25 protein-coding genes and 1 riboswitch are annotated in these 26,825 nt (G+C 70.7%); of the genes, 16 read left to right on the forward strand and 9 right to left on the reverse strand.

Annotated elements, in window-relative coordinates; translation table 11 throughout:
- Positions 1-325: 325 nt before the first annotated feature.
- Positions 326-2,575, reverse strand: a complete 2,250-nt coding sequence (locus ASF44_RS13675; protein ID WP_056899778.1) for a TonB-dependent receptor — start codon at positions 2,573-2,575, stop codon at positions 326-328.
- Positions 2,576-2,702: 127 nt separating this feature from the next.
- Positions 2,703-2,932: riboswitch (cobalamin riboswitch) on the reverse strand.
- Between the two features lie 165 nt (positions 2,933-3,097).
- Between ASF44_RS13675 and ASF44_RS13680 the strand changes: the two genes are divergently transcribed.
- The 8 genes from ASF44_RS13680 (at position 3,098) to ASF44_RS13715 (ending at position 11,604) form a co-directional block, all read left to right on the forward strand.
- Complete coding sequence (locus ASF44_RS13680; RefSeq protein ID WP_056899779.1) at positions 3,098-4,108, forward strand: ABC transporter substrate-binding protein; 1,011 nt, start codon at positions 3,098-3,100, stop codon at positions 4,106-4,108.
- On the forward strand, positions 4,105-4,587 hold the full coding sequence (locus ASF44_RS13685) for a nucleoside deaminase (protein WP_056899780.1): 483 nt from the start codon (positions 4,105-4,107) through the stop codon (positions 4,585-4,587). The genes ASF44_RS13680 and ASF44_RS13685 overlap by 4 nt, the downstream gene beginning before the upstream one ends.
- Positions 4,587-5,567 (forward strand): isopenicillin N synthase family oxygenase, encoded by a 981-nt coding sequence (locus ASF44_RS13690; protein WP_056899781.1) that lies wholly within the window; start codon positions 4,587-4,589, stop codon positions 5,565-5,567. Before ASF44_RS13685 ends, ASF44_RS13690 begins: the two co-directional genes overlap by 1 nt.
- 63 nt (positions 5,568-5,630) lie before the next feature.
- Positions 5,631-6,677: an SPFH domain-containing protein gene (locus ASF44_RS13695; RefSeq protein ID WP_056899782.1), complete on the forward strand. Its 1,047-nt coding sequence runs from the start codon at positions 5,631-5,633 to the stop codon at positions 6,675-6,677.
- A 78-nt stretch (positions 6,678-6,755) separates the two neighbouring features.
- Entirely contained in the window at positions 6,756-8,255 is a 1,500-nt protein-coding gene (locus tag ASF44_RS13700; protein ID WP_056899783.1) for a DUF4178 domain-containing protein, read from the forward strand.
- A 25-nt stretch (positions 8,256-8,280) separates the two neighbouring features.
- Positions 8,281-8,502 carry a DUF350 domain-containing protein gene (locus tag ASF44_RS13705; RefSeq protein WP_056899784.1) on the forward strand — a complete coding sequence of 74 codons (222 nt, stop codon included), beginning with the start codon at positions 8,281-8,283 and terminating at the stop codon, positions 8,500-8,502.
- 4 nt (positions 8,503-8,506) lie between these two features.
- On the forward strand, positions 8,507-10,030 hold the full coding sequence (locus tag ASF44_RS13710) for a polyamine aminopropyltransferase (RefSeq protein WP_056899785.1): 1,524 nt from the start codon (positions 8,507-8,509) through the stop codon (positions 10,028-10,030).
- Complete coding sequence (locus ASF44_RS13715; RefSeq protein ID WP_235579216.1) at positions 10,027-11,604, forward strand: FAD-dependent oxidoreductase; 1,578 nt, start codon at positions 10,027-10,029, stop codon at positions 11,602-11,604. The genes ASF44_RS13710 and ASF44_RS13715 overlap by 4 nt, the downstream gene beginning before the upstream one ends.
- On the opposite strand, the gene ASF44_RS13720 is transcribed toward ASF44_RS13715, so the two are convergent.
- Both ASF44_RS13720 and ASF44_RS13725 read right to left on the reverse strand, forming a co-directional pair.
- The gene (locus tag ASF44_RS13720; RefSeq protein WP_056899786.1) at positions 11,567-11,971 is read right to left on the reverse strand and encodes an S-adenosylmethionine decarboxylase family protein; all 405 of its coding nucleotides are present in this window, start codon (positions 11,969-11,971) and stop codon (positions 11,567-11,569) included. The genes ASF44_RS13715 and ASF44_RS13720 overlap by 38 nt on opposite strands.
- A 16-nt stretch (positions 11,972-11,987) precedes the next feature.
- Positions 11,988-12,428, reverse strand: a complete 441-nt coding sequence (locus ASF44_RS13725) for an FKBP-type peptidyl-prolyl cis-trans isomerase (RefSeq protein ID WP_056899787.1) — start codon at positions 12,426-12,428, stop codon at positions 11,988-11,990.
- 171 nt (positions 12,429-12,599) lie between these two features.
- Between ASF44_RS13725 and ASF44_RS13730 the strand changes: the two genes are divergently transcribed.
- The 4 genes from ASF44_RS13730 (at position 12,600) to ASF44_RS13745 (ending at position 16,158) form a co-directional block, all read left to right on the forward strand.
- A complete protein-coding gene (locus ASF44_RS13730; RefSeq protein WP_056899788.1) occupies positions 12,600-13,775 on the forward strand; it encodes a patatin-like phospholipase family protein in 1,176 nt (391 codons plus the stop codon).
- A 35-nt stretch (positions 13,776-13,810) separates the two neighbouring features.
- The gene (locus ASF44_RS13735) at positions 13,811-14,590 is read left to right on the forward strand and encodes a 3-hydroxybutyrate dehydrogenase (protein WP_056899789.1); all 780 of its coding nucleotides are present in this window, start codon (positions 13,811-13,813) and stop codon (positions 14,588-14,590) included.
- A 126-nt stretch (positions 14,591-14,716) separates the two neighbouring features.
- Positions 14,717-15,160: a DUF4398 domain-containing protein gene (locus ASF44_RS13740; protein ID WP_056899790.1), complete on the forward strand. Its 444-nt coding sequence runs from the start codon at positions 14,717-14,719 to the stop codon at positions 15,158-15,160.
- 98 nt (positions 15,161-15,258) lie between these two features.
- On the forward strand, positions 15,259-16,158 hold the full coding sequence (locus tag ASF44_RS13745) for an OmpA family protein (protein WP_082524760.1): 900 nt from the start codon (positions 15,259-15,261) through the stop codon (positions 16,156-16,158).
- Here ASF44_RS13745 and ASF44_RS13750 read toward each other — a convergent pair whose 3' ends face one another.
- The 4 genes from ASF44_RS13750 to ASF44_RS13765 all read right to left on the reverse strand — a co-directional run bounded on the left by ASF44_RS13750 (position 16,159) and on the right by ASF44_RS13765 (position 22,429).
- A complete protein-coding gene (locus ASF44_RS13750) occupies positions 16,159-16,473 on the reverse strand; it encodes a putative quinol monooxygenase (protein ID WP_056899791.1) in 315 nt (104 codons plus the stop codon).
- Positions 16,474-16,541: 68 nt separating this feature from the next.
- Positions 16,542-17,951 (reverse strand): efflux transporter outer membrane subunit, encoded by a 1,410-nt coding sequence (locus ASF44_RS13755; protein ID WP_056899792.1) that lies wholly within the window; start codon positions 17,949-17,951, stop codon positions 16,542-16,544.
- Positions 17,951-21,130 (reverse strand): efflux RND transporter permease subunit, encoded by a 3,180-nt coding sequence (locus ASF44_RS13760; protein ID WP_056899793.1) that lies wholly within the window; start codon positions 21,128-21,130, stop codon positions 17,951-17,953. Before ASF44_RS13760 ends, ASF44_RS13755 begins: the two co-directional genes overlap by 1 nt.
- An 18-nt stretch (positions 21,131-21,148) precedes the next feature.
- Positions 21,149-22,429, reverse strand: a complete 1,281-nt coding sequence (locus ASF44_RS13765) for an efflux RND transporter periplasmic adaptor subunit (RefSeq protein WP_056899794.1) — start codon at positions 22,427-22,429, stop codon at positions 21,149-21,151.
- A 277-nt stretch (positions 22,430-22,706) separates the two neighbouring features.
- Between ASF44_RS13765 and ASF44_RS13770 the strand changes: the two genes are divergently transcribed.
- Both ASF44_RS13770 and ASF44_RS13775 read left to right on the forward strand, forming a co-directional pair.
- A complete protein-coding gene (locus ASF44_RS13770; protein WP_056899795.1) occupies positions 22,707-23,405 on the forward strand; it encodes a haloacid dehalogenase type II in 699 nt (232 codons plus the stop codon).
- Between the two features lie 55 nt (positions 23,406-23,460).
- The gene (locus ASF44_RS13775; protein WP_056899796.1) at positions 23,461-24,447 is read left to right on the forward strand and encodes an LLM class flavin-dependent oxidoreductase; all 987 of its coding nucleotides are present in this window, start codon (positions 23,461-23,463) and stop codon (positions 24,445-24,447) included.
- Between the two features lies 1 nt (position 24,448).
- Here ASF44_RS13775 and ASF44_RS31770 read toward each other — a convergent pair whose 3' ends face one another.
- Positions 24,449-24,649, reverse strand: coding sequence for a hypothetical protein (locus ASF44_RS31770; RefSeq protein ID WP_156374494.1), 201 nt, complete (start codon positions 24,647-24,649; stop codon positions 24,449-24,451).
- A gap of 156 nt (positions 24,650-24,805) precedes the next feature.
- Here ASF44_RS31770 and ASF44_RS13780 point away from each other — a divergent pair, with 156 nt between their 5' ends.
- The gene (locus ASF44_RS13780) at positions 24,806-25,519 is read left to right on the forward strand and encodes a ProQ/FINO family protein (protein WP_056899797.1); all 714 of its coding nucleotides are present in this window, start codon (positions 24,806-24,808) and stop codon (positions 25,517-25,519) included.
- 19 nt (positions 25,520-25,538) lie between these two features.
- Here the strand turns inward: ASF44_RS13780 and ASF44_RS13785 are convergent, their stop codons facing one another.
- Positions 25,539-26,018 carry a hypothetical protein gene (locus ASF44_RS13785; protein WP_056899798.1) on the reverse strand — a complete coding sequence of 160 codons (480 nt, stop codon included), beginning with the start codon at positions 26,016-26,018 and terminating at the stop codon, positions 25,539-25,541.
- 169 nt (positions 26,019-26,187) lie between these two features.
- Here ASF44_RS13785 and ASF44_RS13790 point away from each other — a divergent pair, with 169 nt between their 5' ends.
- Positions 26,188-26,814: a glutathione S-transferase family protein gene (locus tag ASF44_RS13790; RefSeq protein ID WP_056899799.1), complete on the forward strand. Its 627-nt coding sequence runs from the start codon at positions 26,188-26,190 to the stop codon at positions 26,812-26,814.
- Positions 26,815-26,825 lie beyond the last annotated feature (11 nt).

The raw sequence follows: 26,825 nt of genomic DNA on the forward strand, positions 1-26,825 counted from the left end.
TTTCTTGTCTCGCCAAGAAACGTAAGCAAAAGAAGGCGACCCCGGTGCCCCTGTCCTTCCGCTGCGCTCCAGGCAACCTGCGGTGCTCGCGCCATGGGCTGCATTGCGCAACTCGCACCGTTCACTGCGTTCACTCATCTCGGACAAGCGCAATGAGTCAGTCATTGAAGCGCAAGGTGCCCTTGCGCAGCCCATGGCACTGCGCTCCTCGGCAGGGGCACAGGGGGCAGTCCCACACGGGCCATCGCTGCGCTCGGCCTCGCGTTCGGGCCGTCGCTGCGCTCGGCCCATGGCCGCACTGCGGGCGCCTAGGTATCGTGGCATCTCAAAAGTCGACGTGCAGCCCGACCAGCAACTCGCGCCCCGGCATCGACGTGCCACACCCGCCGTTCTGGAACGCCGCGTTCGCCGTGCAGGGCGAACGGTCCAGCGCGATGAAGATGGGGTGGCGGTTCAGGTCGAACAGGTTGTTCACGCCGGCGAACAGCTTCACGCCCTGCGACACGCGGTAGTCGGCACGCAGGTTCCACACCGTGAACGCGCCCTTGCGGTGGATGAACGTGCTGCTGGGTTCGCCCTGCGGCACGAGCAGGTTCTCCTCGGTGTCGTACCACATCGGTCCGCGCAGCAGCGCCGAGAGCTGCACCGTCCAGGCGCCTGCGTCGCGCTGCGCGCCCTGGCCGTAGCGCAGGCCGGCCGAGGCCTCGTAGCGGTACATGCGCTGCACCTTGTCGGTGTTGGCCGTGGCGGCCACGCCCTTGTCGCGCATGTCGAAGTGGTAGTAGCCGCTGGCGAAGGCGTCGAGCACGCGGCCGGGCATCTGCAGCGCGCGCGCCAGGTCCACATTGCCGTTGAACTCGATGCCGCGTGCCACGATGTCGGCCGCGTTGTTGGCGTAGTCCGAGGTGTTGGTCGCGGGCCCGCGCGAGACGGTGACGATGCGGTCGGAGATGGTGTTCTGGAACAGCGCGGTGTCCAGCCGCCAGCCCGGTGCCTGCAGCGTGCCGCCGACCTCGATCTGCCGGCTCGTCTCCGGCTGGAGGTTGGCGTTGCCGAAGATGCGGCCGCCGCCCACGGCCGTGAAGTCCGAGGCCAGTTCGGTGGCGGTCGGGGCACGGAAGCCGGTGGATGCGCCGGCGCGCAGGTTCAGCAGTTCGCTGGCCTTCCAGGTCGCGCCCGCGGACCAGGTGTGGGTGTCGTACCTGCGCGTGGTGCTCACCGCCAGCGGCAGGTTGGGCGTGGTGTCGAAGCGCGTCCGGCCCCAGGTCTTGCGCAGGCCGGCGCGGAGCAGGAGCCTGTCGTCCAGCAGCGCCTGTGCGTCCTCGAAGTACAGCGCATGCACCTCCTCGGTCTGGTTGTTGTCGTAGGGCGCGACCTGGCCACTGGGGCCGCCCGGCAGGGCCACCCGCTCGCGGACGGAGCGCAGGCGGCTCTTCTCCCAGTCCAGGCCCAGCAGCAGGTCGTTGCCCTGCCCGAGCTTGAAGCGCGGCTGCAGGCGCAGGCCGCTCACGTCCAGCGCACGGTTGTTGTAGTCGCGCGAGGTACCGGGCACGGCGCTGGTGCCGGAGCGGACCACGGGCGAGGCCCAGTGGAATTCGTCGACGTCGGCCAGGTCGTAGGCCTGCGCCAGCCAGCTCACGCGCTGGTCGGCGGTGGCGCCCTCGTAGCGCAGGTCGAGCGAGCGGTTGCTGCGGTCGTCGCGGCTATAGATGTTGGCGCCCGATCCGCGGAAGCCCGCGTTGTAGATGCCGTCGGTGCGCAGCTGCAGCTCCACGCGGTGGTGCTCGGCCAGTTGCCAGCCCAGCGCGCCGCTGGCGCCGCGGCGCTCCCAGCCGGTGTTGGCCATGGTCGTGCCGCCCTCGCCGCCACCCTTGCCGGTTTGGTAGTCCCCGCGCTCGCCGCCACCGAAGCCAAGGTACCAGTCGAACCTGTCGCTCGCGCCCGCGGTCTGCGCATGGGCGCGCCACAGGCCCCAGGAGCCGGCCGTGAGGTCCACGCTGGAGCCGGGCGTCGTCGCGCCGGTCTTCATGATGATGTTGACCACGCCGCCCATGTTCTGGCTGCCGTAGACCACCGAGCCGGGGCCGCGCACGATCTCGATGCGCTCCACGTCGGACGGGCTCAGCTTGGACAGGTTGGCCGTGCCGGCGCGGCGGCCGTTGACCAGCACCAGCACCTGGCTGCGGAAGTCGCGGCCCTGCCCGTCGGTGGCGGCGCCGCGGATGTTCATCGAGGTCTGGGCGGCCGTCCACTCGCTCAGGAAGCCGACGGCGTTCTCGGCCAGGAGGTCGGTGACCGAGCGCGCGCTGGAACGCGCGATGGCCTCGCGGTCGATGGTCTGCGTGGTGGCGGCGATGCGGCTGCGGTCTTCGGGCCGGGCCGTGGCGGTGACGAAGACCTCGTCCAGCGCGCCGGAGGAAGGCGCCTGTGTCTGGCCCTGTGTTTGGCCCTGTGTCTGCGCCTGGGCCGGGCCGGCACCGCACAGCGCCAGCGCGGCGGCCAGCAGGGAAGACGGGGGAAGGAATCCGCCCGGGGCGGCCGTGCGCCGACGGCCACGGGATGGGGTATTGCGCATGCGTCGTTTCGTTCTTGCCCCGCTCTCCCGCAGGGCAGATCCACTGAACACACCACGGCGCACGCATTGCGACCCGGTCCGCGCACCGAGGGCGCAGTCCCGCGTCGGACCAGCGCACGCCCGCGGTGTCCGAAGTCGATCGCAAGGCCGGTATCCGGGCTCGCGGAGCGGCGCCTCGTGGAGGCGCCAGGCCCCTCGCCTTCCCACGCCCGGAGGACGCAGTGACTGCCGGCGCGGGGCGCCGGCGTGAGGGGTTGTGATCCGCTGACCGTTGCGGGGGCAGCGCAGGCTTCTCACCTGCTTCCCGTTTGACCACCTGGCCTTGCGGCCGGCGGCACCTTGCAACCGGGGCGTGGCGCCGTCTCTGTCGAGGGTCGCCACGGCCCGCGCGGATTATGGACGAGCCGGGTGCGGCCCGTGCCGCCATAACAAAGCTGCCATGCCGTCCATGGCCGCCGCGTGGCTGTTGCCATGGCGGCGGCGTTCCTAGACTGCCGTGGACCGCAATCCAGGAGTCCCACCATGCAACGCCGCCACTTCCTCGCCCTGGGCACCGCCGCCGCGCTGCCCACCTTCGCCCTCGCACAGGCCGACAAGCCGGTGCCGCTCAAGTTCACGCTGGACTTCCGCATCTCGGGCCAGACCGCGCCCTTCTTCGTGGCGCTGCAAAAGGGCTACTACGCGCAGGAAGGCCTGGCGCCCAGCTTCGACGTGGGCAGCGGCTCGGTGGCCGCCATCACCCGCGTGGCCAGTGGCGCCTACGACCTGGGCTTCGGCGACCTGTCGGCGCTGATGGAGTTCCAGGCCTCCCAAGGCCCGCTGGTGCAGGCCGTGTACCAGTACTACAACCGCGCACCCTTCGTGATCATCGCGCGCAAGGACCGCGGCGTGACCGACTTCAAGAGCCTGGCGGGCAAGCGCATCGCCGCGGCGGCCGTCGAATCCACGCGGCGCGCCTGGCCCATCGCGGCGCGGCATGCGGGCCTGAAGGCCGATGCGCTGCAGTGGGTGACGACCGACTTCTCGCAGCGCGACAACGTGATCGTGCGCGGCGACGTGGACGGCGCCACCTACTTCCACGACTCGGCCCTGTCGCTGTTCCAGCGCATCGACCCGACGCAGCTGGCCGTGCTGTCGTATGCCGACGTGGGTGCCAGCCTGTACGGCAACGCGATCCTGGCGTCGAGCAAGCTGGCGACGGAGCGGCCCGAGGTGGTGCGCGCCTTCCTGCGCGCCACGAACCGCGGCATCCAGGACACGCTGGCCGACCCGCTGGCCGCGATGGCGGCGGTCAAGGCCCGCGAGCCCATGGTCGACGAAAAGCTCGAGGCCCAGCGCTTCGCCATCACGGCCAGGTACATGGTCACGGCCGACACGCGCCAGCATGGCCTGGGCGCCGTGCGGGCCGAGCTGCTGGCCAGCCAGATCGACGAAATCGTGCAGGCCTACGAACTCAAGAACAAGCCGGTGGCCTCGGCGGTGTTCAACCCGGCGTTCCTGCCCGGCGCGGCCGAGCGCGCCTTCAAGGGATGACGATGGAAACATTGAACGAGGCCGACGGCCGCTACCTGCGCCAGGCCATCGCGCTGTCGGCCATCGGCAGCGCGCGCGGCAACCGGCCGTTCGGCGCGGTGGTGGTCTCGCCCACCGGCGAGGTGTTGGCCGAGGCCCACAACGACAACGCCGCCACGGGCGACTGCACCGCCCATGCCGAGGTCAACGCGCTGCGCCAGCTGAAGCGCGAAGCCATGGCCGGCGCCACGGTGTATGCCTCCGGCGAGCCCTGCGTGATGTGCGCGGGCGCGATCTTCTGGAGCGGCATCCGCCGCGTGGTGTTCGGCATCGACGCGGTGAGCCTGCGGCGCTTCCGCACCCAGGACGCCACGGCGGCCGACCTGCAGATGTCCTGCCGCGAGGTGTTTGCCCACAGCGCGGAACCTTTCACCGTGATCGGCCCTGCGCTTCTCGCCGAAGCCACGGCGCCGCACCAAGCCTATTGGGGAATTGAATGATGAACTACGCACTGCATGAACTGACCAAGGAATCGCGTATGGGCGCGGTCGGCACCGAGGCCGCGCGCGAGGTGCGCGTGATCGACCTGGCCGACTTCGAGAACCGCCACGCCGAGATCGCCGACCAGCTGTGGGACGCCGCGGTCGACGTGGGCTTCTTCCAGCTGTCCAACCACGGCATCCCGCTGGCCAAGGTGCGCGAGGCCTTCGCGATGACCGAGCGCTTCTTCGCGCTGCCGGACGAGGTCAAGGCGCGCCATCCGCTCAAGAAGGGCCTGAACGCCGGCTGGGAAAGCCGCGCCCAGGTGCGCCCGTCGACCGGCACGCCGGACCAGAAGGAGAGCTACCAGATCACGCGCCCGCACATGGACGGCCTGTGGCCTGGCGAGGAGGCATTGCCCGCGTTCCAGGAAACGATGCTGGCCTTCGAGGCGCAGGCCTGGACCGTGGCGATGCGCGTGCTGTCGTGCTTTGCGGTGAAGCTGGGCTTTGCGCGCGGGTTCTTCACGGCCGCCCATGATCCGAGCCAGCCCGACTACCAGAGCACGCTGCGCATGCTGCACTACTACGCGGTCGATCCCGCGCTGCGCGACCAGCTGGGCCTGTGGCGCGCCGGCGCGCACACCGACTTCGACTGCCTCACGCTGCTGTTCCAGCGCAGCGGCCAGGGCGGCCTGCAGCTGCTGCCGGGCAAGGACATGGCATCGCAGGCCTGGACCTCGATCACGCCGTCCGACGAGCTCATCACCTGCAACATCGGCGACATGCTGATGCGCTGGAGCGACGACCAGCTGCCCAGCAACTTCCACCGCGTGAAGAACCCCGCCGAACACGAGTACCAGGGGCCGCGCTACAGCCTGGCCTTCTTCGCGCAGGCCAACCGCGGCGTCATGATCGACAGCCCTTCGGGCAAGTACCCGAGCATCACGGCGGGCGACTACCTGCAGCAGCGCGTGGCGGCGAACTTCAAGAAGTACTGACGCCGCGGCGGCGCCCGCGCGCGGGGCTATGATCCCGCGACCCAGAGCACGCGGAGGAGCACCATGGCCTTGATGGACTTCATCAGGAAGCAATTCATCGACGTCATCCAGTGGACGGAGGACGGAGACGGCACGCTGGCATGGCGCTATCCCATGCAGGACATGGAGATCCAGTACGGCGCCTCGCTGACGGTGCGCGAGTCGCAGATGGCGGTCTTCGTCAACGAAGGCCAGGTGGCCGACGTGTTCGGCCCCGGGATGTACAAGCTCACCACGCAGACCATCCCGCTGCTGACCAACCTCAAGAACTGGGACAAGCTGTTCGAGTCGCCGTTCAAGAGCGATGTCTACTTCTTCAGCACGCGCCAGCAGGTCGACCGCAAGTGGGGCACGTCCCAGCCGGTCACGATCCGCGACAAGGACTTCGGCGCCGTGCGGCTGCGTGCCTTCGGCAACTACAGCTTCCGCATCCAAGACCCACGGCTGTTCCACACCGAGATCTCGGGCACGCGCGCGTCCTACGGCACGGCCGACCTCGAAGGCCAGCTGCGCGGGCTGGTGCTGCAGCACCTGTCCGACGGCATCGCGCAAAGCGGCATCCCGTTCCTGGACCTGGCGGCCAACCAGATCGAGTTCGCCCGCGCCATCGCCGCCGAACTGGCGCCGGCCTTCGGCGCCATCGGGCTCAAGCTCGAAGGCATGACGGTGCAGAACCTGTCGCTGCCCGAAGACCTGCAGAAGGTGCTCGACCAGAAGATCGGCATGGGCATGGTCGGCAACGACATGGGCAAGTTCATGCAGTACCAGACCGCGCAGGCCATCCCGAAGATGGCCGAAGGCGGCGGTGGCGGCAGCGGCATCGCGGGCGACGCCATGGGCCTGGGCGCCGGCGTGGCGCTGGGCCAGGTGCTGGCGCAGAACCTGCAGCAGGGCCTGCAGCAGCCGGCACCGGCTGCACCTGCGGCACCTGCTGCGCCCACCGTTGCGGCGCTCAAGCCCGAGGACGTGCTGGCCACGCTGGAGCGCCTGGGCGAACTCAAGGCCAAGGGCATCCTGACGGACGAGGAGTTCGCCAGCAAGAAGGCCGAACTGCTCAAGAAACTGGTCTGACATCCGCAGTGCGCCAGCGGCGCGGCCTCCTGGGCCGGGCCCGCCGCGCGCCTGCTGCACGCCCGCTGCACGCCTGAAATGGCCAACGACATTCCCCAGCGCAGTTACCGCGCGCCCTGCCCCGGCTGCGGCGCGCCGGTCGAATTCCGCCACGCCCAGTCCACGCACGCGGTCTGCGCCTATTGCCAGAGCACCGTGGTGCGCCAAGGCGAGGTGCTGCGCCGCCTGGGCCGCATGGCGGAGCTGTTCGACGACCACAGCCCGCTGCAGCTGCTGGCGCGCGGGCAATGGCAGGGGCAGGACTTCACGCTGGTCGGCCGGCTGCAGTACCGCGCATCGGCCGGCACCTGGACCGAATGGGAGGCCCTGTTCGCCGACGGCAGCCTGGCCACCCTGGGCGAGGACAACGGCAGCTATGTGTTCAGCCGCGCCGTGGCGCAGCCGGCCGCGTTGCCCGATGCGAGCCAGTTCCGCGTGGGTGCCAGCGCCACCGTGGCCGGCACGGCCTGCACCGTGGCCAGCAACGACAAGACGGCGCTGGTCTCGGCCCAGGGCGAGCTGCCGCACCTGCCGCCGCTGGACCAGGCGTTCGACATGGTCGAGCTGCGCAGCGACCAGGGCGAGGTGCTCAGCATCGACTACAGCCGCCGGCCGCCGCAGCTGATGCGCGGCCGGGCCGTGCAGCTGGAAGACCTGCAGCTCACCGGCCTGCGCGAAGACCTGGCGCGCCAGGCGCAGGGCCGCCAGTTCGCCTGCCCGCATTGCGGCGCCCCCGTACAGGTGGCGCTGGCCAGGAGCAAGGCCATCACCTGCCCGCAGTGCAGCGCGGTGATCGACCTCACGGCCGGCATCGGCGGCGAACTGCGCCACGCGCTGCAGGACGAGCCGCTGCAACCGCTGATCCCGCTCGGCGCGGTGGGCCGGCTGGAGGGCGTGGACTGGCAGGTGGTGGGCTTCCAGCACCGGCTGGGCCGCGACCCGGCAGACCGCGACGAAACGTTCGGCTGGAGCGAATACCTGCTCTACCACGGCCAGCGCGGCTTTGCCTTCCTGGTCGATGCGCAGGACGGGTGGAGTATGGTCAAGCCCACCACCGGCGCGCCCAAGCTGGCGGGCAACGGGCGCAGCGCGGGCTACCTGGGCAGCCGCTACGCGCTGCGCGAGGAATATGAGGCCGAGACCGACTACGTGGCCGGCGAGTTCTACTGGCCGGTGCGGCGCGGCGACCGCACGCGCAACCGCGACTTCGCCAACGGCCGCGCGCTGCTGTCGATGGAGCAGGCCGCCACCGAGGTGACCTGGTCCAGCGGCAGCCAGCTCGACAGCACGGTCGTGGCGCTGGCCTTCAAGTTGCAGCAGCGCAAGGAATTGTTCAAGCGCAGCGATGCCGCGCCGCTCAGCACGGGCACCGGCCTGAGCCGGACGGCCATCGTCCTGCTGGTGCTGCTGGTGCTGGTCGTCGTGCTGGTGAGCCGCTGCGACGACTGCGACCCGCGGCGCGAGAACTGCAGCAGCTACGGCAGCCGCTCCAGCGGCGGTTCGTTCGGTGGCTACAGCACCGGCGGCGGCCACAAATGAACCACTTTTCTGACGGAGGTTCCCCATGGGACTGGAATGGTTGAAACCCGGCGCCTTCTTCGGCTCCATCCTGTACGCGCTGATCGGCGTGGTGGTCTTCTGGCTGGCGTTCATCGTGATCGACAAGATCACGCCCTACGACCTGTGGGCGGAACTGGTCGAGAAGCAGAACGTGGCGCTGGCCATCGTGGTCGGCGCCATGTGCCTGGGCATTTCCATCATCGTGGCCGCCGCGGTGCAAGGTTGAAGCGGTGACGACTGCCGCGTCGCGGCCGGTGGCGGTCGCGCTGCTGGCCAGCGTCTTCGTGGTGGCGGCCTGCGGGCTGGTCTACGAGCTGGCCGCGGGCGCACTGGCCTCCTACGTGCTGGGCGACTCGATCCTGCAGTTCTCCACCATCATCGGCACCTACCTGTTCGCGATGGGGCTGGGCTCGTGGCTGTCGCGTTACTTCGAGCGCCAGCTGCCCGCGCACTTCCTGCGCATCGAGCTGCTGGTGGCGCTGGTGGGCGGCGCGCTGCCGGCCGTGCTGTTCGTGGCCAACGCCTGGACGCCGGACGCCTTCCGGCTGCTGCTGTACGGCCTGGTGCTGCTCGTGGGCACGCTGGTGGGCTTGGAGATCCCGTTGGTGATGCGCATCCTCAAGCGCGACGTGGCGCTCAAGGACCTGGTCTCGCAGGTGCTGACCTTCGACTATCTGGGCGCGCTGGCGGTGTCCATCGCGTTCCCGCTGGTGCTGGTGCCGCACCTGGGGCTGGTGCGCACGGGGCTGCTGTTCGGCTTCATGAACGCGGCGGTGGCGCTGTGGGCGCTGTGGCTGTTCCGCCATGAGCTGCGCCGCCTCAAGGCGCATGCGCTGGCCTGCGGGCTCACGCTGGCGGTGCTGGCCACCGGCTTCGTCGGCGCCGACCGGATCACTTCGCTGGCCGAGGACCGCTTCTACCAGGACCGCGCCGTCTTCAGCGCGCAGACGCCCTACCAGCGCATCGTCGTCACGCACGGGCGCAGCGGCCACCGGCTGTACCTGAACGGCAACCTGCAGTTCGCCGAGCACGACGAGTACCGTTACCACGAGGCCCTGGTGCACCCGGCCATGGCCGCCCACGGTGCGCCGTGCAAGGTGGCGGTGCTGGGCGGCGGCGACGGCATGGCGGTGCGCGAGATCCTCAAGTACCCCAGCGTCGAGCAGGTCACGCTGGTCGAGCTCGACCCGGCCATGACGGGGCTGTTCCGCGACAACGCCGCGCTGGCCGCGCTCAACGGCCATGCGCTGCGCTCGCCCAAGGTGACGGTGGTCAACACCGACGCCTTCCGCTGGCTGGAGGAGACGCGCGAGATCTTCGACGTGGTCGTGGTGGACTTTCCCGACCCGACCAACTTCTCCATCGGCAAGCTCTACACCAACTCGTTCTACGCCCTGCTGGACCGGCACCTGGCGGCCAGCGGCTATGCGGTGGTGCAGTCGACCTCGCCGCTGCTGGCGCGCCAGAGCTTCTGGACGGTGGTGCAGACCATCGAATCGGTCGGCCTGCAGACCGCGCCCTACCACGCCCATGTGCCCAGCTTCGGCGAATGGGGCTTCGTGCTGGCCGGGCGCCGGCCCTGGCGGCTGCCCCGGCAGCTGCCGGAGGGGCTGCGCTTTCTCGACGTGGCGGGCGTGGCGGCGCTGTTCGACTTTCCACGCGACATGGCGCGCGTGCCCGCCGAGGTGAACCGCCTGTCGAACCAGGTGCTCGTGAACCTCTACGAGGACGAATGGGGCAAGGCCAAGCCATGATCTCGCGCCGCGCCTGGCTGGCCGGCGCCGCGCTGCCGCTGCTGGCGGCCCAGGGCTGCGACGCGCCGGCCACGCCGCTGGCCGGCGGCTTCGTGGGCACCAGCCCCGAGCGCGGCCACCTGCTGCGCGCGGCCATGGCGCAGACGCCGGCCCGTACGCAACGCACGCGCGTGGTCATCGCCGGCGGCGGCGTGGCCGGCCTGGCCGCGGCGCGCGCGCTGCGCCAACGCGGCATCGAGGATTTCGTGCTGCTGGAACTGGAAGACCAGGCCGGCGGCAACAGCCGCGCCACGCAGCTCGGTGGCCTGCCCTGCCCGCTCGGCGCCCACTACCTGCCCCTGCCCACGGACGCCGCGCACGAGGTGCAGGACCTGCTGGAAGAACTGGGCCTGCGCCGCCGCGTGGCCGGCCGCTGGGAATACGACGAGCGCCACCTGTGCCACAGCCCGCAGGAGCGGCTCTACCGCGACGGCCACTGGCAGGACGGCCTGCTGCCCCTGCAGGACATCACCGCCGGCACGCTGGCGCAGTACCGGCGCTTTGCCGCGCGCGTGGCGCAGTTGCAGCGCAGCGCCCCGTTCGCCATGCCGGCGCAACGCGCGGCCTTCGCGCCCGAGCACGCGGCGCTGGACGCGCAGACCATGGCGCAATGGCTGGGCCGCGAAGGCCTGGACGATGCGCAGCTGCGGTGGTACCTGGACTACTGCTGCCGGGACGACTTCGGCGCCGGCCTGGCCACGGTGTCGGCCTGGGCCGGCATCCACTACTTCGCCAGCCGGCACGGCTTCCATGCGCCCGGCGACGCCGCGGCCGAACGCGAGGCGGTGCTGACCTGGCCCGAGGGCAACGCCTGGCTCACGCAGCGGCTGGCACGGCCGCTGGGCGAGCGGCTGCGCAGCGCGCGCGTGGTGCGCCGCATCGCCACGCAGCGGCAGGGCGTGGTGGTGCAGGCGCTGGACCCTGCCAGCGGCCAGCTGGAGCAATGGGAGTGCGCGCAGTGCATCGTTGCGCTGCCGGTGTTCGTGGCTGCGCGCGTGCTGGCCGATCCGCCGGCCTTCGTGCGCGCGGCGGCGGCCGCGCTGCGTTACGCGCCCTGGCTGGTGGCCAACGTGCACCTGCGCGCCGCACTGGCCGACCATGGCGGCGCGGCGCCGAGCTGGGACAACGTGGTCTACGGCAGCCGCGCGCTGGGCTATGTCGATGCGGGCCACCAGAGCCTGGAACAGCGCCGTCCGGACACGCCACGCGTGCTGAGCTGGTACCAGGCGCTGGGCGATGTGCCGGGCGCGCGCGCCGCACTGGCCCAGCAGCCCTGGCAGCACTGGGCGCAGCAGATGTTCGAGGAGCTGGAGCAGGCCCACCCCGACCTGCGCGCCAAGGCCACGCATGTGGCGGTTGCGCGCTACGGCCACGCCATGGCCATGCCGGTGCCGGGGCTCGTGCAGGGCCTGCGGGCCAACGCCGCGACGCCGCGTGCCGGCGCGCTGCTGTTCGCGCACGCGGACTGGTCGGGCTACTCGGTGTTCGAGGAGGCCTTCACGCGCGGGCACCTGGCGGGACTGGCGGCGGGATGAGGCCGCGCTCCAGCGACTGGCGCACCGCGTCGCGGGCGTCGAAGCGCGCGACCAGCGCATCCAGCAGCGCATGGGCCTGCGCGCGGTGGTCGGCGCCGAAGTTGCAGACGTAGACGTCCAGCGTCACGGCGGCCTGCTCGGGCCAGGTGTGCACGCACAGGTGCGATTCGGCCAGCAGCACCGTGGCCGTCACGCCGCCCGGGCCCTGGTCCGTGTCGGGAAAGCGGTGCAACAGCTGGCCCACGGGCTGCAGGCCGGCATCGCGCACGGCCTGAACGCACCAGGCGACAAGCGCCGGAGCATCGATGAGCCAACGCGGCGCGCAGCGGCAGCCGTGCAGGTCGGCGGTCAGGTGCAGGCCGCGCATGCTGCCCCCGCTGGCATCACTTGCCGTTGATGCCCAGCAGCTCCACCTCGAACTGCAGCGTGGCGTTCGGCGGGATCACGCCGCCGGCGCCCCGGCTGCCGTAGGCGATGGCGGCCGGGCAGGTCAGCTTGGCCTTGCCGCCGACCTTCATCTTCTGCACGCCTTCGGTCCAGCACGGGATCACGCCGTTGAGCGGGAACTCGATGGGTGCATTGCGCTTGTAGGAGCTGTCGAACTCCTTGCCGTCCAGGAAGGTGCCCCGGTAGTGCACCTTGACCTTGTCGCTGGCGCCCGGCGCGGCGCCCGTGCCGTCCTGCAGCGAGCGGTAGACGAGGCCGGAGGGCGTGACCTGTGCACCGGGCTCCTTGGCGGCGGCCTCGGCCGTGGTGGCGCCCTGGGCCCAGGCGGTGCTGGCGAGCAGCGCGGCGAGCAGGACGGCGGGGGTACGGATGGTCATGCGGTCTCCTTCGAAAGCCATGCGGCAAAGCCGGCCATTATGGCCAGCCGCCGAGGATTGCCGGGGACCGCGGCGGGCCATGCAGCGGTCGATAAGGCAGCCTGTACGGCGGCCTATACTGCATCGCAGCAATCGGACCCCAAGTTCCGCCATCCCCAGAAGGCTTCCCCCGTGGCTACATCTCCTTCCCCCGCGCGCAGCAGCGTCGCGCCCGCGGAACATTGCGTGCTGGTGCTGCAGGGCGGCGGCGCCCTCGGCGCCTACCAGGCCGGCGTGTACGAGGCCTTGGCCGAACGCGGCGTGGCGCCCGACTGGGTGGCGGGCGTCTCCATCGGCGCGATCAACGCGGCGCTCATCGCCGGCAATGCGCCCGAGCGCCGCGTGGACCAGCTGCAGGCGTTCTGGGCCCAGGTCTCGTCCGGCCTGCCGCTGCCTGCGCTGCCCGCCAGCTATGGCGACGAGGCGCGCAGCCTGTTCAACACCACCAGCGCCGCACTGACGGCCAGCTTCGGCGTGCCGGGCTTCTTCATGCCGCGCATCCCGCCGGCGCCGCTGCAGCCGGCCGGCAGCGTGGCCGCGCTGAGCTGGTACGACACCGCGCCGCTGCGCAGCACGCTGGAGCGGCTGGTGGATTTCGACCGCATCAACGACGCCCATTGCCGCGGCAAGGTGCGGCTGTCGGTCGGCGCGGTGGACCTGGAAAGCGGCAACTCGGTGTACTTCGATTCGGTCGACCCGACCTGCACCCACCCCATCGGGCCGGAGCATGTGATGGCCAGCGGCGCGCTGCCGCCGGGCTTCGCGCCGGTGGCCGTGGATGGCAGGTGGTACTGGGACGGCGGCGTGGTCTCCAACACGCCGCTGCAGTACGTGATCGACCAGCCCAGCGTGCAGGACATGCTGGTGTTCCAGGTCGACCTGTTCAGCGCGCGCGGCGCGTTGCCGCACAACCTGGACGAGGTGGCCGAGCGCGCCAAGGACATCCAGTACGCCAGCCGCACGCGCATGAACACCGACCTGGTGGCCGTCCAGCAGCGCCTGGCCGAGGCCGCGCAACGCCTGGCCGACAAGCTGCCGGCGAACCTGCAGGGCGACCCCGACCTGCAGGCCCTGCTCAACGCGGGCAATTGCAATGCCGTGACCGTCATGCACCTGATCCACCGCAGCAAGAGCCACGCCGGCCAGTCCAAGGACTACGAGTTCTCGCGCCAGACCGTGGCCGACCACTGGGCCGCGGGCCGCGCCGATGTCCAGGCCAGCTTCGCCGACCCGCGCTGGCGCGACCGTCCGCGCAAGAAGGCCGGCATCACGGTGCTCGACCTGGCGCCCCGGCCGGCCGGCCGCTGAACCCTTCAACACCCCGCTCCCCGAAAGGACACGCCATGAAACTCAAGGACAAAGTCACGCTCGTCACCGGCGCCGCCAGCGGCATCGGCAAGGAGATCGCCTGCACCTATGCGCGCGAGGGCGCACGCGTGGCCATCGCCGACATGAACAAGACGGCCGCCGACGCCACTGCAGCCGAACTGCGCGCCGCCGGCCACCAGGCCATGGGCGTGGCCATGGACGTGACCAGCGAGGAGCAGGTCAACGCCGGCGTGGCCGAGGTGGTGGCCGCCTGGGGCACGGTGGACGTGCTGGTCAGCAACGCCGGCATCCAGATCGTGCACCCCATCGAGGACTTCCCGTTCGCCGAGTGGAAGAAGATGCTGGCCATCCACCTGGACGGCGCCTTCCTCACCACCAAGGCGGTGCTGCCGCACATGTACAAGCAGAACAGCGGCTCCATCATCATGATGGGCTCGGTGCACTCCAAGCTGGCCTCGGTGCTGAAGGCGCCCTATGTGACGGCCAAGCACGGCCTGCTGGGCCTGGCCCGCGTGCTGGCCAAGGAAGGCGGCCCGCACAACGTGCGCGCCAACGTGATCTGCCCGGGCTTCGTGCGCACGCCGCTGGTGGACAAGCAGATCCCCGAGCAGGCCGCCACGCTCAAGATCAGCGAGGACGACGTGATCAAGAAGGTCATGCTCAAGGACACGGTGGACGGCGAGTTCACCACCGTGGCCGACGTGGCCGAGGTGGCGCTGCTGTTCGCGGCCTTCCCGAGCAATGCGCTGACGGGCCAGTCGCTGATCGTGAGCCACGGCTGGGCCATGGAGTGAGCCGCGGGCGGGGGCATCCCCGCCCCTGGTCTGCCGCCTGGAGGGCGCCCGAACGGCGCCTTGGCTGACCGGCGCCGCTCGCCGCAGCTTGCAGCCAGCGCGCACCATGCCCGGGAGACTGCGGGCATGCACCACACGAACTTCACCCAGCCGATCCACACCCAGACGATCGGCCGCCCTGGCCGTTTCGGCCGCTGGAGCCGCGGCTCCATCATGGCCGCCCTGGCCACCTCCGCATTGCTGCTGGGCGCATGCGCCAGCAAGGGCCCGCCGCCGCTGGAAGCCATGACCGCCGCCCGTGCCGCCCTGGCACAGGCCGAGGCCGCAGGCGCCGGCCAGCTTGCGCCTGTCGAGCTGCTGTCCACCCGCGACAACCTCGCCAAGGCCGATGCGGCACTCGGCGCCGAGCAGTTCGACCAGGCCCGCCGCCTGGCCGACCAGGCCACCGCCGACGGCGCATTGGCCGAACGCAAGGCGCGCGCCGAACGCGCGCGCATGGCCGCGTTGGAACTGCAGCGCGCCAACGCCACGCTGCAGCAGGAAATCGGTCCGCGCACCACGCGCCAGTGACCGCTGCAGGCGTGGCACGCACGCCAACGCCACCGCCCATGTCATCGGCCGCGCGCAATGGCGCAGCCGGTGCCGAACCATTTTTTCGAGATTTCGCCATGAAGACGTTCCACCACACCTCCCAGCATGTTCGACGCGGCCTTGCGCTGCTGGTACCGGCCAGCGCGCTGCTGCTGGCCGCCTGTGCCTCCACACCCGCCAACAACCCCGCACTGGACGAGGCCCGCGCCATCTACAGCCGCGCTGCCAGCGATGCCGACACCGTGCGCAGCGCGCCCGTGGACCTGCGCCAGGCCGAGCAGGCACTGCAACAGGCCGAAGCCGCGTTCAGGGACGGCAAGGATCCGCAGGATGTCGCGCACTACGCCCAGCTGGCGCGCCAGCGCGCCGCCACGGCACTGCAGTCGGGCGACATTGCCCGCGCCGAGCAATCGGTGGCCGCGGCCGGCGCCGAGCGCAACCGCATCCTGATGGCCGCCCGCTCGCAGGAGGCCGAACAGGCCCGCATGCAGGCCCAGAGCGCACGCACACAGGCAGAACTGGCGCGCGAGCAGGCGGCCCGGCAAGGCGCGTCCGCCCAGGCGGCCCAGGACCGGGTGGCCAGGCTGCAGCAGGAAATGGCCGAACTGCAGGCCAAGCAGACCGATCGCGGCATGGTGCTGACGCTGGGCGACGTGCTGTTCGACACCGGCCGTGCCGAGCTCAAGCCCGGCGCCTTCGCCACGCTGGACCGCCTGGCGGCCTTCATGCGCGACAACCCCGAACGCCGGCTGGACGTCGAGGGCCACACCGACTCGGTGGGTTCGGACACGTTGAACGTGGCGCTGTCGCAGCAGCGCGCGGAATCGGTCCGCGCCGCGCTGGTGCAGCGCGGCGTGGACGGCGCGCGCATCGAGACCAAGGGCCTGGGCAAGGCCGTGCCCGTGGCCAGCAACGCCTCGGCCGAAGGCCGCCAGCGCAACCGCCGTGTGGAGATCGTGATCGGCAGCGCCGGCTGATCAGCCGGCCACGGGCTCCAGCACATGGATGGCCCGGTTGGCCACCCACTCCTTGGTCTTGGCGCCATAGGCCGCCATGTGCGGTGCCTTGGCATGGGCCTTGAGCGCATCGAAGCTCGCCCATTTCTCGACCACGACGAAGGTGTCGGCACCGAAGGTCGCCCAGCCTGGCGGCAGGTTGGCGGCGTCGACCACCGCGCCGTACTCGATGCAGCCGTCCTCGGCCAGCACCGCGGCGCGGTTGTCGTTGAAAGCAGCCAGCACGTCGCCGCGCTTGCCGGGGTGGGTGGTGATGATGGCCAGCACCTGGATCATGGAATCGGTCTCCTCGAAGATGGCGGCCCCCTGGCCGCCGGCGGCGCCGATTCTGCCCGCGCCCCGCGCTAGCCCGCTGTCGCGGACGGAGCAGTGGCCTGCCAGCCGCCGCCCAGCACCTTGTACAGCGTGACACGGTTGGCCTGCTCGGTCAGCAGCAGGCTGATCAGCGTCTGCTGCGCGGTGTACAGCGCGCGCTGCGCATCCAGCACCTCCAGGTAGCTGCCGCCACCGCCCTTGAACAGCGCCTGGGCCAGGTCGAAGCTGCGCGTGCTGGCCGCGACGAGTGCGCGCTGCGCATCCAGGCGCTCGGCCAGCGTGCGGCGCTCGGCCAGCGCATCCGCCACCTCCCGGAAGGCCACCTGCAGCGTCCTCTCGTAGCTGGACAGCACGATGTCGCGCTGCACCTCGGTGGCGCGCACCTGGTTGCGCCGTGCCCCGTTGTCGAACAGCGGCAGGCTGATCGAGGGGCCGAAGCTCCAGGCCCGGCTGCCGGCCTCGAACAGGCTGGACAAGCCCGGGCTGGCCACGCCGGCCGAACCCGTCAGCGCGATGCGCGGATACAGCGCCGCGCGTGCAACCCCGATGTCGTGGTGCGCAGCGCGCAGCGCGTGCTCGGCCGCCAACACGTCGGGCCGCTGCTGCAACACGCTGGACGGCAGGTCGGCCGGCGGCGCAGGCAGGGAAGCGACCGTGACGGACTGGTCGCCCGGCAGCAGATCGGCCGGCAATGGCACGCCCGCCAGCAGCGCCAGCGCATTTCGGCCCTGCTCGACCAGGCTGTCGAAGGCCGCGACCTGGCCGCGTGCCGACTCCACCGTGGTCTGCGCCTGCGCCAGCGCCACGCCGGACTGCGCGCCCAGCGCATGCGCCTGGCGGATCAGGTCGTAGGAGCGCTGCTGGCTCTGCAGCGTCTCGCGCGCCAGGCGCAGCCGTTGCTGGTCGGTGGCCAACTGCAGCCAGGCCTGCGCCACGGACGCCACCAGGCTGATCTGCACGCTGCGGCGTGCGTCCTCGGTGCGCAGGAATTCCTCGAGCGCGGAGTCGGACAGGTTGCGCACGCGGCCGAAGAAGTCGAGCTCGTACGCCGTCAGGCCGAAGTTGGTGCTGAAGCGGTCGGCGATGCTGGCATTGCCGCTGGTGGTCAAGGCCGCCGGCGTGCGCGCGCGGCTGGCAGCACCGCCGAGTTCCACCGAAGGCAGCGTGGCGGCGCTGGTCACGCCGTAGAGCGCGCGGGCACGCTCGATGCTGAGCGCGGCGGAGCGCAGGTCGCGGTTGTTGTCCAGCGCCAGCGCCAGCACGCCACGCAGGCGCTCGTCGACGAAGAACTCCTGCCAGCCGGCCAGCGGCTGCGTGGCCGCCGGCGCGCCAGGCCAGGCCTGGGGAATGGGGGCGGCGGGCTGCTGGTAGCGCGGCGCCAGGTTGGCGCAGCCGCACAGCACGGCCACCACGGCCAGGGGGATCAGGGCGCGGCGCATCAGTGGCCTCCCTGCTCGGCCAGGGGCGCCTGCACGGCCGTGACGGCCCGGCGCTTGCCGCGCCGCTCCAGCCAGCCGCGGATCAGCACGAAGAACAGCGGCACGAAGAAGATGCCCAGCGCCGTGCCGATGGCCATGCCGCCCAGCACCGAGGTGCCGATGGCGACGCGGCCGCCGGCGCCCGCGCCCGTGCCGATGGCCAGCGGCAGCACGCCGAAGCCGAAGGCCAGCGAGGTCATCAGGATCGGGCGCAGCCGCAGGCGCACGGCTTCCATGGTGGCGTCGAACACGCTCTTGCCCTGCTCCTGCAGCTGCTTGGCGAACTCCACGATCAGGATGGCGTTCTTGGACGACAGGCCCACCGTGGTCAGCAGCCCCACCTGGAAGTACACGTCGTTGGTCAGCCCGCGCGTGCTCGTGAACAGCAGCGCGCCGATGATGCCCAGCGGCACCACCAGGATCACCGAGAAGGGCACGGACCAGCTTTCGTACAGGGCCGCCAGGCACAGGAACACGAACAGGATGGAGATGGCGTAGAGCATGGGCGCCTGCGCGCCCGACAGCCGCTCCTGGTAGGAGGCGCCGGTCCATTCGTAGTCGATGCCCAGCGGCATCTCCTTCATGACCTGCTCGACCGCCGCCATGGCGGCACCGGAACTCACGCCCGGCGCGGCGTCGCCCGTGAACTCGTAGGCAGGCGCACCGTTGTAGCGCGCCAGCTGCGGCGAGCCGTAGCTCCAGCGCGAACTCGAGAAGGCGTGGAACGGCACCATCTGGCCCAGGCTGTTGCGCACGCTCCAGCGCTCGATGTCGGCCGGCAGCATGCGGAAGGCCGCATCGCCCTGCATGTAGACGCGCTTGACGCGGCCGTTGTTCAGGAAGTCGTTGACGTAGGTGCCGCCCATGGCGGTGGACAGCGTGCTGTCGATGGCGCTGGTGGTCAGGCTCAGCGCGCCGGCGCGCGCGTCGTCGATGTCGATGCGGAACTCGGGCGTGTCGTCCAGGCCGTTCATGCGCACGTTGCGCAGCTCGGGCCGGGCCTGCAGCATCTCCAGCGTCTTGCGCTGCGCGGCGACGAGCGCGTCGTGGCCCAGGCCGTTGATGTCCTTGAGGAAGAAGTTGAAGCCCGAGGCCGCGCCCAGCCCGCGCACCGCCGGCGGCAGCTGCACGATGATGCGCGCGTCGCGGATCTTGCCGAGGTCGCGGCCGGCGCGCGCGGCGATGGCGGCGGCCGAGCTCGATGCCGCGGTGCGCTCGTCCCAGTCCTTGAGCTTGACGAAGGCGCGCGCCGAACTCTGGTCGCCGTTCTGGCCCGTCAGCACGTTGACGCTGACCACCTCGGGCATCTTGCCGAAGTACTCCTGCACCTCGGTCACGACGGGCTGCAGCCGCGCGTTGGACGCCCCCGGCGGCAGGTTCATCTGCACCGTGACGAAGCCCTGGTCCTCGTCGGGCAGGAAGGCCGTGGGCAGGCGCGAGAACAGCACCACCACGCCGGCGATGATCAGCGCGTAGACGATCAGCGTGCGCTTGCCGCGCTTCAGGATGCCGCCCACCGTGCCCTGGTAGGCGTTGGCGCTGCGGTCGAAACCCTTGTTGAAGCCGGCGAAGAAGCGGTCGACCCAGCCCAGCGGCCCGCGCCGCGGCGCCGCGCCATGCGGGCCGTGCGCGCCCTTGGGGATGGGCTTGAGCAAGGTGGCGCACAGCGCCGGCGTGAGCGACAGCGCCACCAGCACCGACAGCACCATGGACGAGACGATGGTGATCGAGAACTGCCGGTAGATCACGCCCGTGGAGCCACCGAAGAAGGCCATCGGGATGAACACCGCCGACAGCACCAAGGCGATGCCCACCAGGGCCGGCGTGATCTCGGCCATGGACTTCCTGGTGGCCTCCTTGGGCGAGAGGCCCTCCTCGCTCATCACGCGCTCGACGTTCTCGACCACCACGATGGCGTCGTCCACCAGGAGGCCGATGGCCAGCACCATGGCGAACATGGTCAGCGTGTTGATCGAGTAGCCGGCGGCCGACAGCACGCCGAAGGTGCCCAGCAGCACCACCGGCACCGTGATCGCGGGGATCAGCGTGGCTCGGAAGTTCTGCAGGAACACATACATCACGATCACGACCAGCAGCACGGCCTCGAACAAGGCCTTGACGACCTCCTCGATCGACGCGCTGACGAAGGGCGTGGTGTCGTAGGTCACGAAGGTCTGCAGCTGGTTCGGGAAGAACGGCTGCAGCTCGGCGATCTTGGCGTTGATGGCTTCGGCCACCTTGACGGCGTTGGCCCCGTCGGCCAGCACGATGCCCAGGCCCGCGCCCGGGTTGCCGCGCAGGATGGAGCGCACGGTGAGGTTCTCGGCACCGAGCTCCAGGCGCGCCACGTCCTTCAGGCGCACGACCGCGCCATCGGGCGTCACGCGCAGCACCACGTTGCCGAACTGCTCCACCGTCTCGAGCTTGCTGCGCGCGGTGATGGTGGCGGTGAGCTGCTGCTCGGCCACGGCCGGCAGGGCGCCCAGCTGGCCGGCGGAGACCTGGGCGTTCTGGGCCTGCAGCGCCGTGTTGACGTCCGACGGCATCAGCGCGTACTTGCGCAGCTTGTCCGGGTCCAGCCAGATGCGCATGGCGTAGCCGGTGCCCAGCACCTGCACGTCGCCCACGCCGTCGACGCGGCTGATCACGTCGACGAGGTTGCTGTTGATGTAGTCGCCCACGTCCACGGCCGAGGCGCTGCCATCGCCCGAGTAGAAGGCGATGACCATCAGGAAGTCGTTGCCGCCCTTGGTGACGAACACGCCGCGGCTCTGCACCTGCTGCGGCAGGCGCGACATGGCCGGCTGCATCTTGTTCTGCACCTGCATCTGGGCCACGTCGATGTCGGTGCCCGGGGCGAAGGTCAGCGTGATGCGCGACTGGCCCGAGGAGTTGCTGGTGCTCTGCATGTACAGCAGGTTGTCCAGCCCCTTCATCTGCTGCTCGATGATCTGGGTGACCGAATCCTCGACCGTCTTGGCCGAGGCGCCGGTGTAGGTGGACCCCACCGACACGCGCGGCGGCGCGATGTTGGGGTACTGCTCGAGCGGCAGCGTGCGGATCGACATGATCCCGGCGAGCATGACGATGATGGACAGCACCCACGCGAAGATGGGGCGCTCGATGAAGAAATGCGCCATGGAATGGACTCCTGGCGCTCAGCGCACGATCTTGGCGTTGGCCAGCGGGCCGGCACTGGCCACCGAACCGGGGCCGGGGCCGCCCTTGCCGTTGACCGGCGCCGGCGTACCGGGACCGGGCTTGGGCTGGACCTCGCTGGCGCGCACGAGATCGCCGGCGCGGGCGCGCTGCGAGCCTTCGACCAGCACGCGGTCGCCCGCCTGCAGGCCTTCCAGCACCTGCCAGCGGTTGGCGACGGCGCGGCCGACCGTCACGGCGCGCCTGACCAGCTTGTCGTCAGGCCCCACGACCAGCGAGGAGGCGCTGCCGTCGGGCGCGCGCGTCACGGCCTGCTGCGGCACCAGCACGGCATCCTCGGCCACGCCCTCCTCGAGCACGGCGCGCACGTACATGCCGGGCATGAGCAGGCGGTCGGGGTTGGGCACCACGGCACGCAGCGTCACGCTGCCCGTGCCGGCGTCCACGGTCACGCCGGCGAAGGTCAGCTTGCCGGCATGGGGGTAGACGGTGCCGTCCTCCAGCAGCACGCGGATCGGCGCCTCGTCGGCCCGGCCGCGCGACAGGCGGCCGCTGGCCAGCTCGCGCTTGAGGCGCAGCAGCTCGGCGCTGGACTGGGTCACGTGCACGTTGATCGGGTCGAGTTGCTGCACCGTGGTCAGCGGCGTGGCCTGGTCGGCCGTGACCAGCGCGCCGGCCGTCACGCTGGACAGCTCGATCCAGCCGCTGATGGGCGCCACGATGCGCGTGCGCGACAGGTTGATGCGGGCCGTCTGCTCGGCCGCGCGGGCCACGGCCACATCGGCCTCGGCCTGGTCGGCCGCGGCCTGGGTCTGCTCGTTGACCTGCTGGCTGATGGCGTCGATCTTGACGAGCTCTGCGTTGCGTCTGGCCACGCTGCGGGCGGTGGCCAGCGTGGTCTCGGCCCGGCGCACGTTGGCCCGGGCGCTGGCCGCCGTGGCCTCGAAGCTGGCCGGATCCAGCTGGTACAGCACCTGTCCGGCCCGGACCTGCGTGCCTTCGGTGAACAAACGCTGCTGCACGATGCCACCCACCTGCGGCCGGATCTGCGCGATCACGGGCGCCACGGTGCGGCCCGCCAGTTCGGTCGTCACCGGCATGCGCTCGGTCTTGAGCGTCACCACGCCCACGTCCTTGGCCTGGGGTGCGGCAGCGGGCGCGGCGGCCTTGCCGTCGCCGGCGCCGGCGCCGTTGCGCGAGCAGCCGGTGGCGGCCAGCAACGCGATCAGCAGGGGCACGCACAGGTCGCGTGGGCGCAGGGACGGTTTCAGAATCGGCATGGATGAACCTGTGGGATCTCTCGAAATACCGGACAGCCGGATCCGGACGTGGCCAGTGGAGGCGCCACGGTGGACAGGGCCGGCTCCGGCGAGTTCCCGTCCACGGCCCGCCGGTATGCAGCTTTGCAAAGCAGACACAATGGCAGGCGCTCCGAGCCGCAAGCAAGTGCGACGCCGCCACCGGCACCACCCCCTCGCGGCGAACGCCGAACGATACACCGGCTGGATACATTTGGTCATGAATGGCGCGCAAATTGCGCCCGCACAGGAGACACGCATGCCACCGCCACCCACCGTGCTGGCCTTCGACACTTTCGGCACCGTCGTCGATTGGCACGCCAGCATCGCGCGCGAGATGCGCGCCCTGCACCCCGAGGTCGATGCCGACGCCTTCGCCAGCGCCTGGCGCGAGGGCTACCAGCCCGCCATGCAGCGCGTGCGCTCGGGCGAGCTGGGCTGGACGCTGATCGACGACCTGCACCGCCTGATCCTGGACCACATCCTGCCGCGCTTCGGCCTGCAGGCCATGCCGGAGGATGCGCGCCGCGACCTGAACAAGGCCTGGCACCGGCTGGACCCATGGCCGGACGTGCTGGCCGGGCTGCAGCGCCTCAAGCGCCGGTACACCCTGTGCACGCTGTCCAACGGCAACATCGGCCTGCTGGCCAACATGGCCAAGCGCGCCGGCCTGCCCTGGGACTGCATCCTGTCGGCCGAGGTGTTCCGTGCCTACAAGCCCGATCCGGCCACCTACCTGGGCGTGGCGCGCGTCTTCGACCTGCCGCCGCAGCAGGTCATGCTGGTGGCCGCGCACCACAGCGACCTGGCCGGCGCGCGCGCCTGCGGCCTGCAGACCGCCTACATCGAGCGGCCACTGGAGTTCGGCACGGGCGCGCCCAAGGACGTGTCACCGCGGCCCGGGAACGACCTGCACTGCCGCGACTTCCTGGACCTGGCAGACCAGCTCGGCGCCTGAGACGGTGTAGCACCACGCCAGCACGGCTTTGCCGGTATGGCTAGCATCGCCGGCCATGACCGCACTCTCCGTACTCGACCTCTGCCCCATCGTGGAGGGCGGCGACGCCGCCCAGGCCTTCCACAACAGCCGCGACCTGGCCCAGCACGCCGAACGCCTGGGCTACCAGCGCTTCTGGCTGGCCGAGCACCACGGCATGCCCGGCATCGCCAGCGCCGCCACCTCGGTCGTCATCGCCCACGTGGCGGGCGGCACCAAAACGATCCGTGTGGGCGCGGGCGGCATCATGCTGCCCAACCATTCGCCGCTGGTGATCGCCGAGCAGTTCGGCACGCTGGCCTCGCTGTTCCCGGGCCGCATCGATCTGGGCCTGGGCCGTGCGCCGGGTTCGGACCAGGCGACTGCGCGCGCACTGCGCCGCGACGCGTTCGAGTCGCCCGACCATTTCCCGCAGGACGTGGTCGAGCTGATGCACTACCTCTCGCCGGCCGCGGCCAACGCGCGCATCCAGGCGATTCCGGGCACTGGCCTGCAGGTGCCGGTCTGGATCCTGGGCTCCAGCCTGTTCGGCGCACAGCTGGCGGCCGAGCTGGGCCTGCCGTTTGCATTCGCCTCGCACTTCGCGCCGGCCGCGATGATGGATGCCATTGCGATCTACCGGTCGCGCTTCAAGCCGTCGGCGCAGCTGGCGAAACCGCATGTGATGCTGGGCATGGGGGTGTTCGCCGCGGACACCGACGAAGAGGCCCAGTTGCTGGCCAGCTCGATGCAGCAGGCCTTCGTCAACCTGCGCAGCGGCAGGCCGTCCCGGCTGCAGCCGCCCAAGCCGGGCTATCTGGAGCAGCTGACGGCGCCGGAGCAGGCCATCCTGGCCCAGACCATGAGCGCCGCGGCGATCGGCTCACCGGACACGGTGCGTCGCCAGCTGAAGGAGTTCATTGCCCGCACCGGGGCCGATGAGTTGATGGTCGCCACGCAGATCTACGACCACGCCGCCCGCGTGCGGTCTTACGAGATCCTGGCGCAGGTGCACCAGGGTTGATTCACCACTCGCCGACGGCGCGCACGCGCTGGTCCAGGTCGGGCCAGTCGCCATGGCCTTCCGCAGCTTCCGGCGCCTGGGGCGAGGCGTCCGACCAGACGGCTCCGCGACCCGCAAGGCGCTGCATGAATTGCTGCCCCTCGTGCAGTGCAGACGTGACGAAAGACGAGGCGGAAGGCGGTGCGTCGTGGGGGGATGGCATGGCGCGGCTCCTGTTGCGTTTGGGCAACGAAAGTGTAGGCAGGGCTCGATGAACAGTCCGTGACATCGGCACGCAGACAACGTGACGGATGCACGTTTTGACCCAGAAATTTGCAAGCGGCTGTGACAGCGGCCGACTTTCTACAATCGCCGCGCAATGACTGACGCTTCCACCAACTCTCCGGCTCCGGCCGATGCCCCATCGCAGCCGCAACGCAAGCGTCGCAGCCAACCCGGCCGCAAGGGTCCGCAACAGCGCCCGCAGGGCCGCCCCGTCCATCCCCTGCTGGAGAAACTGGCCGAGCTGCATCCCGCCCTGTTCGGCGCGCGGTTCCGCCCGCTCAAGCTGGGCACCTTCCAGGATTTGATGGAACGCCACCCGGGCGTCTTCGAACCCGCCGCGCTCAAGGAGGCACTGGGGCAGCATGCCCGGTCGTCGCGCTACCTCGAAAGCCTGGCCCGCGGCGATGCGCGCCATGATCTCGATGGGCAGCCCGTGGGCCCGCTGGCGCTGGACCACCACCACCATGCGATGACCGAACTGTTCAAGCGCCGCCAGGCGCGCAGCAAGGAGGACCTGCAGCCCGCCCTGCGCGCACGTGTGCGGGCCCTGTTCGTGCAAAGCGGCCTCGACCGCGCAGGCTATGCGGCTGCCGCCAAAGTCAATCCGGAAGCCTTGGCAGCGCTGCTCGACGAGGCCGACCATGACCAGGCCGCCGACATCGCACGGCGTGAAGCCCTGCTGCGCGCGTTCGAGCTGGGTGGACTGAGCGAAGCGGTGTTTGCCGATCAATACGGGCTGGCGCCGGATGCGGTTGCACCCCTGCTGGCCCAGGCCCGCGACGACCGGCGCGTGCGCGCGACGCGCTGAAGACAGCGAGCGCAACGCTTCAGCGCGGCACGATCAGGACCGGGTTGTCGGTCTTGGGCTCGATGGTCACCTCGGTCTGCCCGGGGGGCACCACCACCGTCTCGACTTCGCGGATCACGCCGCCGCCGCCCACGCTGCCACTCTGGTTGCCGTAGCCCAGCACGCGCGCGGTGCAGGCCGCATGGTCTTCACCGCCCAGTGCATCGCAGCGGCGCATGGCATTGGCGACCAGTTGGTCCTGGCCCTGCGTCTGCAGCTCACCCTTGCGCTTGTCGGCCTGGGCGTTGGCGGCTTCGCGCAGGCAGGTGTCCTGCGCCTGCGGCGTGGCACCGTTGAGGCAGGCCGCGCGCTCGCGCTCGTAGCTGCCCGAGCTGTCGATGCCGGTGGCGGGTGCGGCGATCTGGGCGCTGGCAGCGCCGACTGCGAAGGCGCAGACCAGGCCGAAATACGCGAAGGGCCGGCTGCGCTGGCCTTGCGGGGTACGTTGTTGCACAGACATGGTGGACCTCTTGTGTTCCTGCTGACGATGCGCCAAGTCTAGGAACGGCCGCTCGCACGGCAAGCCGGACGGAGCCGGTGCCGGCCCCGCCCGGAATGCCCACGCGGCTGTAGGACAAATGGGCTGGCCGGCCCCTACACTCGCGCCGATCCACCACAGAGAGACACCCATGCTGACGCTCTACTACGCACCGAAGACCTGCGCGCAAGCCTCCCACATCGCCCTGGCGGAGAGCGGCCTGCCCTACCGCACCACGCGGCTGAACTTCCTCGAGGGCGAACAGCGCCAGCCGGCCTATCTCGCCATCAACCCCAAGGGCCGGGTGCCGGCCCTCGTGACGGAACACGGCACCCTGACCGAGACCCCCGCCATCCTGGCCTACATCGCCCAGAGCGCACCGCAGGCGCGCCTGGCACCGCTGGACGACCCCTTCGCGTTCGCGCAGCTGCAGGCCGTCAACAACTACCTGTGCTCGACCGTGCACGTGGCCCATGCCCACCGCTTCCGCGGCGCACGCTGGGCCGACGACAAGTCCGCACACGAGTCCATGCAGCGCAAGGTGGCGTCCAACATGCGCGAGTGTTTCGAGCTAATCGAGGCCCAGATGCTGCGCGGCCCGTGGGTGATGGGCGAGCAGTATTCCGTGGCCGACGCCTACCTCTACACGCTGGCCGGCTGGCTCGAAGGCGACGGCGTCGACCTGGCCGGCCTGCCCGCCACGCGCGCGCACCGCGAACGCATGGAACAGCGACCGGCGGTGCAGAAGGCGCTGGCCGAGGAAGCGGCGGGCGCCTGAGCGCCCGAGCG

Origin of the sequence: Pseudorhodoferax sp. Leaf274 (assembly GCF_001422445.1) — a bacterium.
Classification (GTDB): domain Bacteria; phylum Pseudomonadota; class Gammaproteobacteria; order Burkholderiales; family Burkholderiaceae_C; genus Pseudorhodoferax.

Excerpts from the sequence above, each read along its gene's own strand:
- ASF44_RS13675 (WP_056899778.1), bottom strand. The coding sequence starts at position 2,575 with ATGCGCAATACCCCATCCCGTGGCCGTCGGCGCACGGCCGCCCCGGGC.
- ASF44_RS13680 (WP_056899779.1), top strand. The coding sequence starts at position 3,098 with ATGCAACGCCGCCACTTCCTCGCCCTGGGCACCGCCGCCGCGCTGCCC.
- ASF44_RS13685 (WP_056899780.1), top strand. The coding sequence starts at position 4,105 with ATGACGATGGAAACATTGAACGAGGCCGACGGCCGCTACCTGCGCCAG.
- ASF44_RS13690 (WP_056899781.1), top strand. The coding sequence starts at position 4,587 with ATGAACTACGCACTGCATGAACTGACCAAGGAATCGCGTATGGGCGCG.
- ASF44_RS13695 (WP_056899782.1), top strand. The coding sequence starts at position 5,631 with ATGGCCTTGATGGACTTCATCAGGAAGCAATTCATCGACGTCATCCAG.
- ASF44_RS13700 (WP_056899783.1), top strand. The coding sequence starts at position 6,756 with ATGGCCAACGACATTCCCCAGCGCAGTTACCGCGCGCCCTGCCCCGGC.
- ASF44_RS13705 (WP_056899784.1), top strand. The coding sequence starts at position 8,281 with ATGGGACTGGAATGGTTGAAACCCGGCGCCTTCTTCGGCTCCATCCTG.
- ASF44_RS13715 (WP_235579216.1), top strand. The coding sequence starts at position 10,027 with ATGATCTCGCGCCGCGCCTGGCTGGCCGGCGCCGCGCTGCCGCTGCTG.
- ASF44_RS13720 (WP_056899786.1), bottom strand. The coding sequence starts at position 11,971 with ATGCGCGGCCTGCACCTGACCGCCGACCTGCACGGCTGCCGCTGCGCG.
- ASF44_RS13725 (WP_056899787.1), bottom strand. The coding sequence starts at position 12,428 with ATGACCATCCGTACCCCCGCCGTCCTGCTCGCCGCGCTGCTCGCCAGC.
- ASF44_RS13735 (WP_056899789.1), top strand. The coding sequence starts at position 13,811 with ATGAAACTCAAGGACAAAGTCACGCTCGTCACCGGCGCCGCCAGCGGC.
- ASF44_RS13740 (WP_056899790.1), top strand. The coding sequence starts at position 14,717 with ATGCACCACACGAACTTCACCCAGCCGATCCACACCCAGACGATCGGC.
- ASF44_RS13745 (WP_082524760.1), top strand. The coding sequence starts at position 15,259 with ATGAAGACGTTCCACCACACCTCCCAGCATGTTCGACGCGGCCTTGCG.
- ASF44_RS13750 (WP_056899791.1), bottom strand. The coding sequence starts at position 16,473 with ATGATCCAGGTGCTGGCCATCATCACCACCCACCCCGGCAAGCGCGGC.
- ASF44_RS13755 (WP_056899792.1), bottom strand. The coding sequence starts at position 17,951 with ATGCGCCGCGCCCTGATCCCCCTGGCCGTGGTGGCCGTGCTGTGCGGC.
- ASF44_RS13760 (WP_056899793.1), bottom strand. The coding sequence starts at position 21,130 with ATGGCGCATTTCTTCATCGAGCGCCCCATCTTCGCGTGGGTGCTGTCC.
- ASF44_RS13765 (WP_056899794.1), bottom strand. The coding sequence starts at position 22,429 with ATGCCGATTCTGAAACCGTCCCTGCGCCCACGCGACCTGTGCGTGCCC.
- ASF44_RS13770 (WP_056899795.1), top strand. The coding sequence starts at position 22,707 with ATGCCACCGCCACCCACCGTGCTGGCCTTCGACACTTTCGGCACCGTC.
- ASF44_RS13775 (WP_056899796.1), top strand. The coding sequence starts at position 23,461 with ATGACCGCACTCTCCGTACTCGACCTCTGCCCCATCGTGGAGGGCGGC.
- ASF44_RS31770 (WP_156374494.1), bottom strand. The coding sequence starts at position 24,649 with ATGCCATCCCCCCACGACGCACCGCCTTCCGCCTCGTCTTTCGTCACG.
- ASF44_RS13780 (WP_056899797.1), top strand. The coding sequence starts at position 24,806 with ATGACTGACGCTTCCACCAACTCTCCGGCTCCGGCCGATGCCCCATCG.
- ASF44_RS13785 (WP_056899798.1), bottom strand. The coding sequence starts at position 26,018 with ATGTCTGTGCAACAACGTACCCCGCAAGGCCAGCGCAGCCGGCCCTTC.
- ASF44_RS13790 (WP_056899799.1), top strand. The coding sequence starts at position 26,188 with ATGCTGACGCTCTACTACGCACCGAAGACCTGCGCGCAAGCCTCCCAC.